This is a genomic window from Candidatus Flexifilum breve, from assembly GCF_016713355.1.
The window spans coordinates 924,893-939,802 of the sequence record NZ_JADJPI010000035.1; the positions used below are offsets into that span (position 1 = coordinate 924,893).

Here is a 14,910-nt window from a genome sequence, read left to right on the forward strand (position 1 = left end):
GAAACAGCCAGAAGGATTAAGCTATGGCGCAGTTCTCAAATAAAGTTGCTCTAGTTGTCGGCGGGACACTGGGCATTGGGCAGGCAGCGGCACTGCTGCTCGCTCAGCAAGGCGCGCAGGTTGTGGTGGCCGGGCGCGATCCGGAACATGGACGGCAGACCGTCGAATACATCGAAGGGTGCGGCGGGCAAGCCGTCTATCATCCCGTCGACCTGCTGAAACCCACGACCATTGAGGCGCTCGTTCGCTTCACCGTGGACACGTTCGGTCAACTCGACTATCTGGTGCAAAGCGCGGGTTCGGAGGGTTCGGTCGCGAACACCGTCGACTGCACCGAGGATAACTGGTACGCCGTCATCAACACCAACATCACGGGGACGTGGTACTGCATGAAATACGCCATTCCGGAGATGCTCAAAAACGGCGGTGGGGCGATCGTCAACGTGGCCTCGGTGATCGGCGTGATCGCCTTCCCCGGTTTGCCCGCTTACACCGCCTCGAAAGCCGGGGTGATCGGCTTGACCAAGACCGCCGCGCTCGAATACGCCAAGCAGAATATTCGCATCAATGTGGTGTGTCCGGGGTCGGCGCGCACGCCGATGTATATGCGCTTCTCGGGCGGCACGCCGGAAGCGGAAGCCTACATGTCGACGTTCCACCCCATTGGGCGCATCGGCGAGCCGAACGAAGTCGCCAGCGCGATCACGTATTTGCTCTCCGACGGCGCGTCCTTCGTCACCGGGCATGTGATGCCCGTGGCGGGCGGTTGGGAAGTACCGTAAGGAACTGAGTTCCGAACAAACAGGACGAGGCATGCCTCGTCCCTACAAGTTTGCGTATTTGTAGGGACGAGACATGTCTCGTCCTCCTGTAGAGCAACCGCTAAACTAGAAGCGGTTGTTCAGCATGTAGTAGATTTCGTTCCAGCGCAGTTCATTCTTGAACGAGCGAATGTCCGTCTGCGCGTCGATTTGCAGGTATTCCAACCCGGCGATTTCGGCGAAGTCGTAGAGGTGTTCGCTGGTCAGCGCCGTGCTGTAGCCCGTGTGATGGGCCCCGCCCGCGTAAATCCACGCCGCCGCCCCGACTTTGAGGTCCGGCTGGGGCGTCCACAATACGCGCGCGACCGGGAGCTTCGGCAGCGGTTCGGCGGGCGCCGCGCCGTCGACCAGATTGACCAGCAGGCGGAAGCGATTGCCCATATCCATCAACGCGGCGTTCAGGCCAGGGGCGACGCGCGCGTCGAACACGAGGCGCGCCGGGTCGGCTTTGCCGCCGATGCCGAGCGGATGCACTTCAAGGCGCACCTGACCTTCGGCAATTGTCGGGCAGATTTCGAGCATGTGCGCGCCGAGCACCTGCATGGCGTTCGGGTGCATGTGATAGGTGTAGTCTTCCATGAACGACGTGCCGCCGTCCAACCCCGTCGCCATAACCTTCATCGCGCGGACGAGCGCCGCCGTCTTCCAGTCGCCTTCCCCCGCGAAGCCGTAGCCATCCGCCATCAGACGTTGGCAGGCGAGACCGGGGAGCTGCGCAAGACCGTGCAGATCTTCAAAGGTGGTGGAGAACGCCTTGAAATTGCCCTGCTGCAGGAAGCGTCGCAGCGCCAGTTCGATCCGTGCGCCTTCGCGCACCGAGTCGTGACGCGCGCCGCCGGGCTGCAGATCCGGCGCGAGGTAGTAGGCCGCGCGATATTCGTCTACCAATGCGCTGATCTCGGCGTCCGTGACACCCTTCATCACCGCGACGAGATCGCCCACGCCGTGACCGTACACCTGATAGCCGAGGCGCACCTGCGCTTCAACCTTATCGCCTTCGGTCACCGCGACCGAGCGCATGTTATCGCCAAAGCGGACGAGGCGCGCGTTCTGCGCATCCGCCCACGCCGCCGCCGCGCGCATCCACGCGTCGATCCGCGCCTGCACTTCGGCATCGCTCCAGTGCCCGACGACGACCTTGCGATTCATGCGCAGGCGGCTGACCATGAAGCCGAATTCGCGGTCGCCATGCGCCGCCTGATTCAGATTCATGAAGTCCATATCGATTTCCGACCACGGGATATCGCGGTTGTACTGGGTATGCAGGTGCAGCAGCGGCTTTTGCAGCGCCTTCAGGCCGGGGATCCAGTTCTTGGCGGGCGAGAACGTGTGCATCCACGCAATCACACCGATGCAGTTGGCGGTCGTGTTGGCCGCCTGACAAATGTTCGTGATCTCTTCCGGCGTCGTCAGCACGGGCTGATATACGATCTTGACCGCCAGCGAGGTGTCATTGAGCGCCGCGACCATCGCCTGCGAGTGTTCTGCCACCTGCGCGAGCGTTTCCGGCCCGTACAGATGCTGGCTACCGGTCAAAAACCATATTTCGAATTCATTGAAAGCGTGCATAATCCTAGGTATCCCTTAGTTTGCCATCGATTAAAGGTGCTGCCACGCGGAGCGCTGACTCGGAGCTCGGCGTGATTTTGTACTTGCGCCGTTTCTCCCTCTAGGGTAGTCTGAGGGGGATAACGCGTCTGTGAGCGTTCACAGAGAATGTAGCATCACGCGTTCACCTTGTCAACAAAGAGGCATTCATGTCAGATCGTCGGGCTACCCTACATGACGTTGCGCGGCATTGCAGCGTGTCCTACCAGACGGTGTCGCGGGTGGTGAACAATCACCCGTATGTCGCGCCGGAGACGCGGGAACGCGTCCTCAAAGCGATCGACGAGTTGGGGTACCGCCCCAACCGCGCCGCGCAGAGCCTCGCCGCTAATCAGTCACATGTACTGGGGATGCTCACGTTCGGGATTGAGAACTACGGCCCGGCGCAGGTGATGATCCACACGGAGCAAGCCGCGCGCGCCGCGGGCTACGACCTGATCTTCGTGCATACGCCGGACAGCCGCGTCGAAAGTCTGCGCGCCGCGCTCAACCGCCTGCTCCACTGGCAGGTGGACGGGCTGATCCTCATCACCCCGCTGACCAATATCAGCTTGGACGATGTGCGCTCGCTTTCCGGCGACTACCCGATGGTGCAGATCGGGTTGGAGCGGGGCGCGTCGGTGCCTTCGGTCGGCGTCAACCAGCACCGAGGCGGCGAACTCGTCGCCGACTACTTGCTGTCACTTGGACATGAACAGATCGCCGAGCTCGCCGGGCCGGACGACTGGTTCGACGCCGCCGAACGCCATCACGGCTTTGTGACGCGTCTAGGGAAAGCCAACACCGCCCCGGTTGCCACTGTCCACGGCGACTGGTCGTCCCGCAGCGGCTATCACGCGATCAAGACGCTGATCGCCGCGGGTACACACTTCACAGCGTTGTTCTGCGCGAATGATCAAATGGCGATTGGGGCGCTGCAAGCCCTGAGCGAGGCGGGGCGGCGCGTTCCTGAGGATGTGTCGGTGATCGGCTTCGACGATATTCCCGAAGCCGCCTACCTGATACCACCGCTCACGACCGTCCGGCAGGACTTTGCCGCCGTCGGCCAGCAGGGGATCGCGGGGCTGCTCCAGCGTATCGCCGAACCGGACGGCGAACCGCAGCAGACTCATATCGAGCCAACGCTCATCGAACGACAGAGCACCGCCCCGCGCAAATAACATCGTTTTGGGTAGGGGCAAGGTATAGACGTCTTAAAAAGGGTCAGATTCCGACCCTCCCCGAATTCAGGGAGGGGAGCAAACATCATTCGCAACGTCTCCCCTCTCCCCGCTTGCGTGGGAGAGGGGTTGGGGGTGAGGGGTTTTCAAACGCCCTCATATCTTGCCCCTACAACACGAAATTAGCGGTAGTTCATGCTCAGCACAGGCTGGCACGCTTCCGAGCTCAGGTGATCGACCAGATCATGCAGCATGGCCAGCGCCAGCGGTTGGAAGTGCAGCGACTCGCGGATCGGGTAGGTCGTCATGATCACGCGCCCCTGCCCATAGCGGAACTGCACCGTATGCAGCGCGGGATGCTGCGCCCACCCGGCGATCTGCCCGGCGAGGAAGTCGCCCTGCACCGCCGCGTCGGTGACGGGCAGGCCGAGGATGACCCCATCCGGCGTCATATCCATGAACGGCAATTTGAGCGGATTGTCGACGGGCACGCGCTTGTAGATGCCCGGTCGCAGCCAGTTCCAACTCGTGATCCAGCGTCCGCCGTATGTCCCGCCGCGCCCATTCACCCAGAAGAACGGACTGCCCGCATTGTTGGCGAGATACAGCAGATCGCCGCCCGCCTGCACCCACGCCAGCACGTCCGCCGTCGGGTTGTCGCTGATGACCAGCTTGGTCGAGTCGCTGATGGTGCGCGTGACCGTGTAGCCGCTCCCGCGCAGCAGCGATCCGGTGAGGTGCATGGCTTCGGCGCTCTCCACCAGTTGATCCTGTGCGACCGGAGTCGCGACCGCCGGAGCGCTCCACGCATCGATGGCCGCGTTGGACTTGGCCGGGCGCAGCACCACCGCGACTTCCCCGCGGAAAGCGGCCTGTCGCGCTTCGACGGGCAGCACGGTCAACTGCACCATGTTCGTCGTCAACGTCTTGCCATTGCTAACGCTCAAGCTGATCGCGCCATTCGATCCGGCGAGCTTGTAGCTCACCGAACCGAGTTCATGCACGGCGCCGCGCTTCATATCACTCACATCCGATTCCAGCAGCACCGCGCCATCCGCGCTGACCGTCGCCCGCGCGCCCGCCCAATCTTCCGGGCTGTAGTGCGACGCATACACGGTGACTCTGGCCGATTCGTCGCTCCAGTAGGCGTAGCGGTCGAGCTGCGGCACGATCACATCTTCGGCGTTGAACTGCGCGAGCTGGTGATGGAACACTTTCTCGTTGCGCGCGAAATCGAGCAGGCCGTTGCTCTCCCAGTAGATGTCGCTGAGTTCGGTGATCACGTAGCCTTGCAGTTTGGGCAGGCGGCGCATCGTCTCGATCTCGTACTTGAGCGCGTGGTATTCGTGCCACTGCGCCGCCGCCGCGAACGCTTCGTAATCCGGCCAAATCGATTTGAGGCCGAGCGCTTCATAGCGTTCGAGCAGCCCTTCGGCGCGTCCGGCTTCGCCGTCCCACGGTGACCACCACCCGGATAAGTCGGCCCAATCGGGCAGACCGCCGCCAAACTGCTTGAGCGACGGTACGCCCCAGTTGCCGAATTCCGACAGGATGATCGCTTCGTGGCCGGTGCGCTGCGCGTCGCCCGTGTTCGAGAAGCTCCACAGCGGGCGCGAGGCCAGCCCTTCGACGAATTCCTCGAACGTATCCGCCTGATCGGGGATGTTGGTGTACACATGGAAGTCGTCGAGGTCGCTTTTGACATGCACGCTGAAGCCCCACGGCGCGGGGCACGGCGAGTTGTCGACTACCAAACGGGTCGGATCAAGCTGGCGGCATTCGTCCACCATCTCCGCGATCCACGCGCGGTCGTCGGCGCTCAGGAGCAGAGTCGATCCCCAGTCCTCGTTGATCATTGTCCAGATCATCAGCGACGGATGATTGAAGTCACGCGCGATCATCTCATGCATAATCGCCCGCGCCCGCGCCTTAACCGCGTCGTCGAGGAAATAGGCGTTGGGATGCGCGGATTTCGCGCCGTAGAACGTGCGCCACGACGGAATTTCCGACCAGATCAGCAAGCCGATCTCATCCGCGACGTCGTAATAGCGCGGGTCCGGCGGTTTGATGTGGCAGCGCAGGCTGTTCAGGCCCATCTGCTTGGCTTTGACGAACTGGTCGCGCAGGAAATCATCCGACGGCACAGTGTAGATCGTGTCCGGGTACAAATCCTGATCGAGCGCGCACAGCAGATAGAACGGTTCGCCGTTGAGGAGCAGCATGCCCTCGTTGACACGGATTTCACGGAAGCCAAAGCGCACAGCGAGCTGATCGCTACCGAACTGCACATCCGCCGTGTAGAGCGTCGGCGTGTGCGGCGTCCACAGGCTGGGGTTCGGCACGCTGACCGTCACCGTCACTTCCGCTTGATCTGCGCCGACCAGCGCTTCGCCCGTCACGCCGCCGATATTCACGCGCACCGCGCCTTCGGTCGCCGCACCGGCCAGCTTGACGCGCACGTGCGCCTGCCCGGTGTGAATATCGGGGGTGACGTGCACTTGATCAATGTAGCGCGTGGGCACGCTGGTCAGCGTGACATCCTGCCAGATGCCGCTGGCGTCCAGATACCATGTCTGCTTGCCGTGCGGAATCGTCTCGGCATGGAACGGGGGCTGATGGCCTTCCGGCGCGGGTTTGTCCATCCAGCGCGGCACACTGATCTGCGTCTGGATCGTATCGTACACGCGCACGGTCAGGCGATTCGCTCCGGCCTGCACGTAGCGGCGAATCGGGATGCGGAACGGCATATAGCCGCCCTCATGCTCGGCGACGAGCGCCGCGTTGACGAACACCTGACACCAGTAATCGACCGCGCCGAAGTCGAGCAGCAGTTCGCCATCGCCCTCGGTCACGTCGAAGCTGCGTTGATACCACATATAACCGCTGTAGCGGCGCAGTTCGGGAAACGCCGCCTGAATCGGCATGGGGACGGGGATCGTCCGATCCGGCTGCACGGCATCCACCGCGAGCTGTCCCGCCGGGTCCAGTTGAAAATCCCACTGCCCGGCGAGTGAAAGTTGCTGACGCATGAAAGTCCGTCTCCTTAAGCCAGTTGAACCGTCGCCATGGAGTGCGCCGGCAATTCGATTCGCCACAGCCCCGCGCCATCCGCGCCGACATTCAACGGCGCAACCTTGACGCAGTCCGGGTCCTGCGCGCTGTTGACCGCGCGCGGCGAGTCGCCCGCGAGCAGCCCCGCATTGGCGACGCGGCTCATCCCCGCGACGTTGACCACGACCGACGCGCCTTCGCTGATGTGGCGGTTGACCAGCGTCACGGCGACTCCCGCTTCGGTGGAAGACGCCGTCGCCGTGACCGCGCTGACACCCTTGCTGCTGCCCGGCATCGTCGCACCGTGCGTCACGTCAACCGGGAGTGCCTCAGCGCCGATGTGCGGCAGATGGAGCTGCAGCGCATAGTACGACGGGGTCACCCACATCGCCGCGCCATCCGTCATGACCGGAGCGTGCAGCACGTTGACGATCTGCGCAAGGTTGGCGAGCGTCAGCACGTTGCACTGATGGTGGAAGCCTTCCAGCGTCACGCCGATGGAGAGCGCATCACGCAGCGTCCCTGCCTGCTCGTATGTGATCGGTTCGCGGTGCAGTTCCGCCCCGTCCGGCCCCCACGCGCGCGCTTCCGGATGCCATACACCCCATTCGTCCAGCGCGATGCCAATGCGGTGACTGCTCGTGCCAAGCGCATCCATAACGTAATCGGCGGTGCGCTTGACGAAATCTTCGGTCTCGTCCGCTTCTGAGAGCAGGCCGTAGTACTGTTCGTCGGTGAAGTTAAGTTCCGGCCCACCGTGAATCCAGTAGCGGTGAATCGACAGGTGATCCATCAGATTCAGCCAGCGCTGGTTAGTTTGCAGGAATTTGAGGTTCCACTCATCTTCCTGACCGCACGCCACCAGTTCAATGGTCGTGTCGACATGGCGCAGCATGGTCGCGTAGCGGCGGTATTCGCGGGCGTAGGTTTCGGCGTCGTAGTTGCCACCGCAGCCCCAGTTTTCGTTGCCCACGCCCCACAGCTTTACATCAAACGGCTTGCGCGCCCCATTGGCGACCCGTTCGGCGGCCAGCGAGGTATTGAGCCCGGAATTGCAGTATTCGACCCAATCGCAGAGTTCCTGCACCGAACCGCTGCCCATGTTCCCGGCGAGGTACGGTTCCGCGCCGAGCAGGCGGCACAGCGCCATAAATTCGTGGGTGCCGAGCGTGTTGTCATCTTCCACCTGCAAACCGCATGACAGCCCCAGACGGCGCACCCGCTCGCCAATGCCATCGCGCCAGTGATAGTGATCGGCGTAGCAGCCGCCCGGCCAGCGCAGCAGCGGCACAGGCATGGCCTTGAGCGCATCGACCACGTCTTTGCGGAAGCCGCCATAGGTCGGCACCAGCGTCTGCTCTGTGCCAAGCCACAAGCCATCGTAACAGCAGCGACCGAGATGTTCGGCAAAGTGCCCATACAGGCGCGGAGAAATCGTGCCAATGGGGCTGTCCGTGCGAACGGTTAAATGTGTATCCAGCATGTTTTTTTACTCCAAAGGGCTTAATCGATAAAAGGCCGCGGCATGCGGCGCTAACGTCACCGCCAGATTCCCGGTGATCGCGCCCATTTCCTCGCGCGCCCACAGGTCACGCTGATTGCAGTACTTGAAACCGAGTTCGGCGAGCGGCACGCGCACCGTCTTCTCTTCCTCGCCGAGATTGAACAACGCCACGCAGCGCTGTGCTCCCAAATCCGCTGCCCACACCACGGCATCACCGTCGCGGCGTACTTCACGGTTGTTGCGGCTGTGCTGATTCACTTCCAGCACTTCGGCATTGGTGAGCAGAGCAATAGTCTCAGCATCTGTGGACGGCAGATCGCACCCCAGCATGAGCGGCGAGCGGAAAATCGACCACAGCGTGAGCATGGTGATCACTTCCGTACGGGTGAAGCGCGTCTGCCGATCCTCACCGCGTTCGCCGCGCAGGCTGATATGCCCGAGGGGCAGCATATCGGCGTCCGGGTACGCGCCCTCCATGATATAAGGATACCACTGGCGGCACAGGTCGAACTGGTGCTTAAGGTCACTCCACAGATCCCAGAAATCCGGCGAAATCCGCCACATTTCGCAGTTCGCCCGCAGGTGATCGATGCGTTCGGTCGGCACGTCGACACCGGGGGACAGACTCAGGATCATGTCGCGCCCGCACCTCTCCATCGCGCGGCGGAAACCCGCGATCTCGTCGGCGTGATACGGGTCGAGCATGTTGTCGGCTTTGATGAAGTCTACATCCCATGAAGCATAGAGGGCGAGGATCGAGTCGTAGTAGGCTTGCGCGGCGGGGTGCGCCATGTTCAGGCCGAACATGTCGGTGTTCCACGGGCAGGTATCGGCGATGTTGGCCGCGTCGCGCGCCGTGTAGGGCGAATTCCAGATCGGCAGATTGCGGTCGACGGCCTGCCGGGGGATACCGCGCATCACATGAATGCCGAACTTCAAGCCCAAGGCGTGAATTTCGTCCGCCAGCGGTTTGAAGCCCTTGCCCTCCGCCGCTGACGGAAAGCGATTAACCGCGGGCGTCAGCCGCCCCCACGCATCCATAATCAGCGGCGCAAACGCCCGGTAGCCGCCCGCTTGTGCGTCTGGCTCTGACCACTGAATGTCGACAACGACCGTGTTCCACCCGAAAGAGAGCAGACGCTGCGCCATGAAGGCCGCATTCGCGCGAACCTCAGCCTCAGTCACCGACGTGCCGAAACAATCCCAACTGTTCCACCCCAGCGGCGGCAGCAAGTTCTTTTTCATTGTGCGTCACTCTTCTGCCGGGCGGCATACCCGACACGCTAGCTTCACGGATAACAGGAGCTGGAAGGTCGCTCGGGCGAAGCCCCATGCTACCTCCCAGCCTATATACGATAACTCGTAAGCCTGCTAGAGCGCGAAGACTAACGCGGTGACGGAGTGAGGTTCGAAAGTGTGGGTGAACTTCGTGCCCTCCGCCGTGAGCTTGGTGGCCACCGTGCCCACCTGATTCGGCGTGTCGAACGTGTTAGTCGCGTAGATGTCGCTGCCGTTGACCACATAAGCGGAGACGTCACCTGCGAAGCATCCGCTCGTCAGGTTGATGGTGGTTTCCGCCGCATTGTTCTTACTGCGATTGACGACATACACGGTCAACTGACGCTTACTTTCGTCGAGCGTCGCCGACACATCGAGCACGCGCACGCCCGTGTAATTGCCCGTGCTAAAAGTGTCGCCCTGCCAGAAGACATCAAGCGCAGTGTCGCCGCACGTCTGACTGTAGATTTCGAACGGGTAGAAGATCGTCTGCAAGACGAGACCAGACTGATTGGTGAAGATCGGCGCGATGGCGTTAACCAACTGCGCGATGTTCGCCATCTTCACCGAATAGGCGTGGCGGATGATCGAGTTCATCTGAATGGCGACCATCAGCGCATCTTCGAGGTTGTAAATCTCTTCCAGGCCAAACCAATTCGTGCCCGGTTTCATGGTCGCCGGATGCGTGCGGTACCACACGTTCCATTCATCGACGGCAATCGGGATGCGGCTGACGCCCTCCTGTAGGCTCAGCGCGCGAATCAGCCCTTCGTAGGCGAACAAGCGCTCTTCGATGAGTTCCGACTGCGCCATGTAGCCTTCGAAGTCGTCTTGAGGGTTGCCGACATACCAGTGAATCGACAGATAGTCGATGAACTTGGCCGCCTGTTCAAAGAGGAGCTGCGTGCGTTCAATGACCGTGCCGCCCTGCCAATGCGAGGCCGCCGAGGCGATCAGTTTGATCGACGGGTCGATCCAGCGCATAACTTTCGCAAATTCGAGGTAGGCGCGGGCGTATTCTTCCGGCGTCTTGTAGCCGATCTGCCACGGGCCGTCGACTTCATTGCCGATCCCCCAGTATTTCACATTGTGCGGCTGTTCGTAACCATGCTGGCGGCGCAGGTTGGCGAGCGCGGTATGCTTGGAACCGTTGCAGTATTCCACCCAATCGCGCGCCTCGCGCATGTCACCGTCGCCGCAGTTGACGACGAGGTACGGCTCCCAGTTCAGTTTGCGGCACAGATCGATGAACTCGTTCGTGCCGAACTGATTTGAGTCCACATCGTTCCACGCCATATCGACGCGTGACGGACGGTCAGCTTTCGGCCCGACGCCATCCATCCAGCGGTAGCCGGAGACGAAGTTGCCACCGGGGTAGCGCACTACCGGCACATTCAGCCGTTTGAGCGCCGCCATCACGTCTGTGCGAAAACCCTGCTCATCCGCCAGCGGTGAGCCCGGTTCGTACAGCCCGCCATAAATGCAGCGACCGAGGTGTTCGGTGAAACCGCCAAACAGGTTCCGAGAGATGCTCCCAGAGGTGCGCCCAAGATCCACTTCAATTCGATTCAAAATGAGCCCCACTTTCAAGAAAACAGTTGTTTAGTTCGCGGTGAATACGTATACAGTTATTCGTATTCATACCATGGCACAGAAAATCTGTCAACCAGTCCAGCTATGGGCTCACAGCAGTTGACAATTCGGTTACCGAGGGGACCGGAGAACCTAGGCGGAGTCGCGGATGACGAGCTTCCAGGGGCTTTCCAGCACGCTTGGCGGGACATCCGGGTCATTGATGCGCGTGAACAAGGCATTCGCCAGTTTCAGGCCGATATCACGGGGATCCTGCGCGATGGTCGTCAGCATCGGGCGGACAATCTTCGCCTCGGGAATATCATCAAAGCCCATCACGGCGATATCTTCCGGCACCCGTAAGCCCGCTTCTTGCAGCGCGAGAAGCGCGCCGATTGCCATCAGGTCATTGAGCACAAACAGCGCGTGCGGCAGGATGCCGCCGTGAATGAGCTGACGCGCACACTGTGCCCCGCTCTCCGTGGTGAAGTCGCCGCGGAACATCAGGCGCGGGTCAAGGTGCAGACCGAATTCGCTCAGTGCGCGGTTGAAGCCATGCAGGCGGCGCGGACCCGGCGGCAGATCATCGGCCACACCGATGAACCCGAAGCTTTCATAGTGCCGCTCCGCGATCATCCAGCGGACACCCTCGTACGTGGCCTGTTCGTCGTCCATATAGACATTATCGCCACCCGCATACCGGATGTGACTCCCCAAAATCGCGATCGGCGTGTGACTATTGCCGAAATACCCATCGAGGTCGTCTTCGGTGAGATGGATCGGCACCATAATCATGCCGTCAACCGGGCGGCGCGACACCACCTCGCAGAAGTGCTTCTCGTTGTCGTAGATGTGATCGCTGTTCGAAATCAACACTTCGTAGCCGTTGAGGTGCGCGACATCCTGCACGGCGCGCGTAATTGTATGGTAGAAGCCGTTGGAAATGTCGGCGATGAGCAGCGCAATCGTCTGGGTGCGCTGCGTCCGTAAGCTGCGCGCGAGGACGTTCGGGCGATAGCCCAATTCCTCGACAGCGGCCAGCACCCGCGCCCGCGTTTCCTCGCTGATTTGCACCGTCGTATCATTTTGATTCAACACGCGCGAGACCGTTGGTTGGGAAACACCAGCCAGTTTCGCCACATCATACATCGTTGGCATCTTGGGCTTCGACACGTGCTTTTTGGCCATCATAAGTGTCCGTTCTTGTTATCAGAAAGAATGCGAGCTATTCTCCGAAGGAAAATCTGCTCAGCGAACTCTATTATCTTATATGAATTCATGGTGAATAAATATGCAGTTCTACCTATTTTCCCGTGAATCTTTCTCAATGATGGAGTTGCTTGACAGAATTTTTGGACTATGCTCTAATTGGCTTTGTGAATACGAATACATGTATTCGGTTACAGCATGAAATTATACAGGAGGTTGTAGAAAAGCGAAATACAAAACGGTTACAGGTAAGCCCCCAGAGAAATTCGTCTTTTAATTACAGGAGTTTTGAAATGTCGAAGCGTACTCGCGCTACTGGTTTGTCACTATTCTCCCTTATTGCCATCCTCGTGCTGGCATTCTCCATGATGAGCGTCCAAGCCCAAGACGCGACCCCGGTTCCGACTGCAACCCCGATTATCGCTGAACTCGGTACGGGCGGCACGCACATCTCCTTCTGGAACGGTCTGACCGGCTCCGACGGCGTCACCCTCAACGACATGCTGACCCAGTTCGCGGCGGAAAACCCGGACATCTCGGTCACCGTTGAAATCATCGCCTGGGGCACGCTGTATCAGAAGCTCCAGACCGCTTTTGTCGCGGGCACGCAGCCGGACATGATCCTGCTCCACGCTTCGGAAATCCCCCAGTTCGGCAGCTACGGCGTGCTCCGTGACCTGAGCGACCAGTACACCTCCGGCGGCGGCTGGCTCCCGGATGATGACATCTCCGAAACCACGATGAGCGGTATGAGCTGGGACGGCGTGACCTATGGTATTCCGTTGGACAACCATGGCCGTGGTCTGTGGATCAACAAGGACATGTTCGACGCCGCTGGTATCTCGACCGATCCCGCGACTGCCCCGACGACCTATGAAGGCTGGGTCGAACTGTTCCAGAAGCTGACCCTCGATGCGAACGGCAACAACGCCCTGTCGCCTGACTTTGACCCCGAAAACGTGGTTCAGTGGGGCTTCACGGTCGGTGAATGGCCGAATGTGAACTTCATGGCCGCGCTGGCGCAAAACGGTGGCTCGTTCCTGAGCGAAGACGGCACGACCGTGACCGTCAACTCGCCGGAAGGCATCGCCGCCCTCCAGCAGCTCGTCGACCTGGTTTACACCTATCATGTTTCGCCGCCCGCCGCTGGTTTCGACACGTGGCAGGGCTTCGGCGCTGGCACGGTGGCCGTGCTGCCCACCGGCACATGGTACCGCAATCAGTCCCTGCTCCAGAGCGACATCCCCAGCATGGCGTGGCCGAACTTCCAGTTCGGCGCTCAGCCGGCCACGTGGTTCGGCACGCACACGTTCATGATCCCCAGCTCGACCGAAGGCGAAAAGCTGGACGCCGTGCTGCGCATGATCCAGTGGGTCAGCGAAAATCAGGTCGCTTGGGCGGCTTCGGGTCAGGTGCCCGCTCGTTTGTCGGCGCAGGCCGCGCTCGATCCGGAAAACTATCCATCGAACATCATCCTCGGCCAGAGCTTCTCGGCCTACGGTATTCAGGACCCGCGCACGACCGTGACGCAGGAACTGCTCACCCTCCTCGACGCCGGTATGCAGGAAGCCCTCAACGGCATTAAGCCCGCTGATCAGGCGCTGAATGACGCCGCCGTGCTGATGCAGGAAGCCCTGGATCGCCAGTAAGCAGCACCTGTACGCTTGAAATAAGTAACTGTGGGGCGGAGTCACGTCGATCTGCCCCACACTTTTGTAATGACAGTACCACGTATATATAAGGTCTCTTAGGGAGCCTGTTGGCGTATGGCTGGAATCACTGGACCGAGGCTCACTGAGCCAAAACGATTAGCATTGCCTTTTTCAATTAACCTGAAAAGCCGAGAGGCGATTGCAGCGTATCTTTTCTTAGCACCGTTTCTCATCTTCTTTGCGATCTTCTTCGTTCGCGCCACCATCTCGTCCGTGGGGATGAGCTTCTACGACTGGCGGCTCCTGCGTCCATCCGTGCCTTATGTCGGCTTCGACAACTATGCAGATCTGCTCGATGACCCGATCTGGTGGACCTCGGTCGTTCACACGATCTACTTCGCCGTCGTCACCGTCATCGGCACCACGACGGTCGGGCTGCTGGCCGCAATCGCCGTGACGCGCCCGATTCGCGGGCAATCCTTTTTCCGGGTGCTCCTGTACATCCCGCAGCTCATGTCGGTCGGCGCGATGGGTCTGGTCTGGACTTGGCTCCTCAGCACCCAGTTTGGCGTCATCAACTACTTCCTGAGTTTTGTCGGCATTCGCCCGATTAACTGGCTGGGTGACCCAAATCTCGTGATCCCGGCACTCAGTATGGCGACCATCTGGTGGACGTTTGGGTTCCCGATGTTGATTTTCGTCGCTGGTTTGCAGGGTATTCCCGAGCATCTGTATGAAGCGGCCAGAATCGACGGCGCCAATGCGCGGCAGATCTTCTTCCGCATTACACTACCGCTGCTGCGTCCGACGATCCTGTTCATCACTGTGACCGGAATCATCAGCCATTTTCAGGTCTTTGGACAACCCTACATCATAACGGGTGGCGGGGGTCCGGGACGCTCATCGTGGACCGTGATCATCTACCTGTATCAGCAGGCCTGGGTCGCTTTCCGCATGGGGTATGGCGCTGCGGTCGCTGTGGCCATTGCAGTGATCATGGCCTTGATCACAGCCGTCCAGTTCCTCGTCATCAGCCGTCGCGTCGAGTACTAGAG

The 14,910-nt window shown here is 60.6% G+C and carries 10 protein-coding genes; 4 read left to right on the forward strand and 6 right to left on the reverse strand.

Annotated features, from left to right (window positions below):
- The first annotated feature begins 23 nt into the window (after positions 1–23).
- Positions 24–782, forward strand: coding sequence for a glucose 1-dehydrogenase (locus IPK17_RS26955; RefSeq protein WP_343420790.1), 759 nt, complete (start codon positions 24–26; stop codon positions 780–782).
- Positions 783–887: 105 nt separating this feature from the next.
- Here the strand turns inward: IPK17_RS26955 and araA are convergent, their stop codons facing one another.
- Positions 888–2,390, reverse strand: a complete 1,503-nt coding sequence (gene araA, locus IPK17_RS26960) for an L-arabinose isomerase (RefSeq protein WP_343420791.1) — start codon at positions 2,388–2,390, stop codon at positions 888–890.
- A gap of 188 nt (positions 2,391–2,578) precedes the next feature.
- Here araA and IPK17_RS26965 point away from each other — a divergent pair, with 188 nt between their 5' ends.
- Positions 2,579–3,589 carry a LacI family DNA-binding transcriptional regulator gene (locus IPK17_RS26965; RefSeq protein ID WP_343420792.1) on the forward strand — a complete coding sequence of 337 codons (1,011 nt, stop codon included), beginning with the start codon at positions 2,579–2,581 and terminating at the stop codon, positions 3,587–3,589.
- 182 nt (positions 3,590–3,771) lie between these two features.
- Here the strand turns inward: IPK17_RS26965 and IPK17_RS26970 are convergent, their stop codons facing one another.
- The 5 genes from IPK17_RS26970 to IPK17_RS26990 form a co-directional block, all read right to left on the reverse strand.
- Positions 3,772–6,618: a glycoside hydrolase family 2 protein gene (locus tag IPK17_RS26970; RefSeq protein WP_343420793.1), complete on the reverse strand. Its 2,847-nt coding sequence runs from the start codon at positions 6,616–6,618 to the stop codon at positions 3,772–3,774.
- Positions 6,619–6,632: 14 nt separating this feature from the next.
- Entirely contained in the window at positions 6,633–8,123 is a 1,491-nt protein-coding gene (locus IPK17_RS26975; RefSeq protein WP_343420794.1) for an alpha-N-arabinofuranosidase, read from the reverse strand.
- Between the two features lie 6 nt (positions 8,124–8,129).
- Positions 8,130–9,389, reverse strand: a complete 1,260-nt coding sequence (locus tag IPK17_RS26980) for a glycoside hydrolase family 27 protein (RefSeq protein ID WP_343420795.1) — start codon at positions 9,387–9,389, stop codon at positions 8,130–8,132.
- Between the two features lie 126 nt (positions 9,390–9,515).
- Positions 9,516–10,994 (reverse strand): alpha-N-arabinofuranosidase, encoded by a 1,479-nt coding sequence (locus IPK17_RS26985; RefSeq protein WP_343420796.1) that lies wholly within the window; start codon positions 10,992–10,994, stop codon positions 9,516–9,518.
- Between the two features lie 153 nt (positions 10,995–11,147).
- The gene (locus IPK17_RS26990) at positions 11,148–12,185 is read right to left on the reverse strand and encodes a LacI family DNA-binding transcriptional regulator (protein WP_343420797.1); all 1,038 of its coding nucleotides are present in this window, start codon (positions 12,183–12,185) and stop codon (positions 11,148–11,150) included.
- A 311-nt stretch (positions 12,186–12,496) separates the two neighbouring features.
- Here IPK17_RS26990 and IPK17_RS26995 point away from each other — a divergent pair, with 311 nt between their 5' ends.
- Positions 12,497–13,852 carry an ABC transporter substrate-binding protein gene (locus tag IPK17_RS26995; RefSeq protein ID WP_343420798.1) on the forward strand — a complete coding sequence of 452 codons (1,356 nt, stop codon included), beginning with the start codon at positions 12,497–12,499 and terminating at the stop codon, positions 13,850–13,852.
- A 165-nt stretch (positions 13,853–14,017) separates the two neighbouring features.
- Positions 14,018–14,908, forward strand: a complete 891-nt coding sequence (locus IPK17_RS27000; protein WP_343420799.1) for a carbohydrate ABC transporter permease — start codon at positions 14,018–14,020, stop codon at positions 14,906–14,908.
- Positions 14,909–14,910 lie beyond the last annotated feature (2 nt).

What these genes read in the sequence shown, in the direction of transcription:
- araA (WP_343420791.1), bottom strand. Translation starts at nt 2,390, where the DNA reads ATGCACGCTTTCAATGAATTCGAAATATGGTTTTTGACCGGTAGCCAG.
- IPK17_RS26965 (WP_343420792.1), top strand. Translation starts at nt 2,579, where the DNA reads ATGTCAGATCGTCGGGCTACCCTACATGACGTTGCGCGGCATTGCAGC.
- IPK17_RS26955 (WP_343420790.1), top strand. Translation starts at nt 24, where the DNA reads ATGGCGCAGTTCTCAAATAAAGTTGCTCTAGTTGTCGGCGGGACACTG.
- IPK17_RS26975 (WP_343420794.1), bottom strand. Translation starts at nt 8,123, where the DNA reads ATGCTGGATACACATTTAACCGTTCGCACGGACAGCCCCATTGGCACG.
- IPK17_RS26995 (WP_343420798.1), top strand. Translation starts at nt 12,497, where the DNA reads ATGTCGAAGCGTACTCGCGCTACTGGTTTGTCACTATTCTCCCTTATT.
- IPK17_RS26980 (WP_343420795.1), bottom strand. Translation starts at nt 9,389, where the DNA reads ATGAAAAAGAACTTGCTGCCGCCGCTGGGGTGGAACAGTTGGGATTGT.
- IPK17_RS26990 (WP_343420797.1), bottom strand. Translation starts at nt 12,185, where the DNA reads ATGATGGCCAAAAAGCACGTGTCGAAGCCCAAGATGCCAACGATGTAT.
- IPK17_RS26970 (WP_343420793.1), bottom strand. Translation starts at nt 6,618, where the DNA reads ATGCGTCAGCAACTTTCACTCGCCGGGCAGTGGGATTTTCAACTGGAC.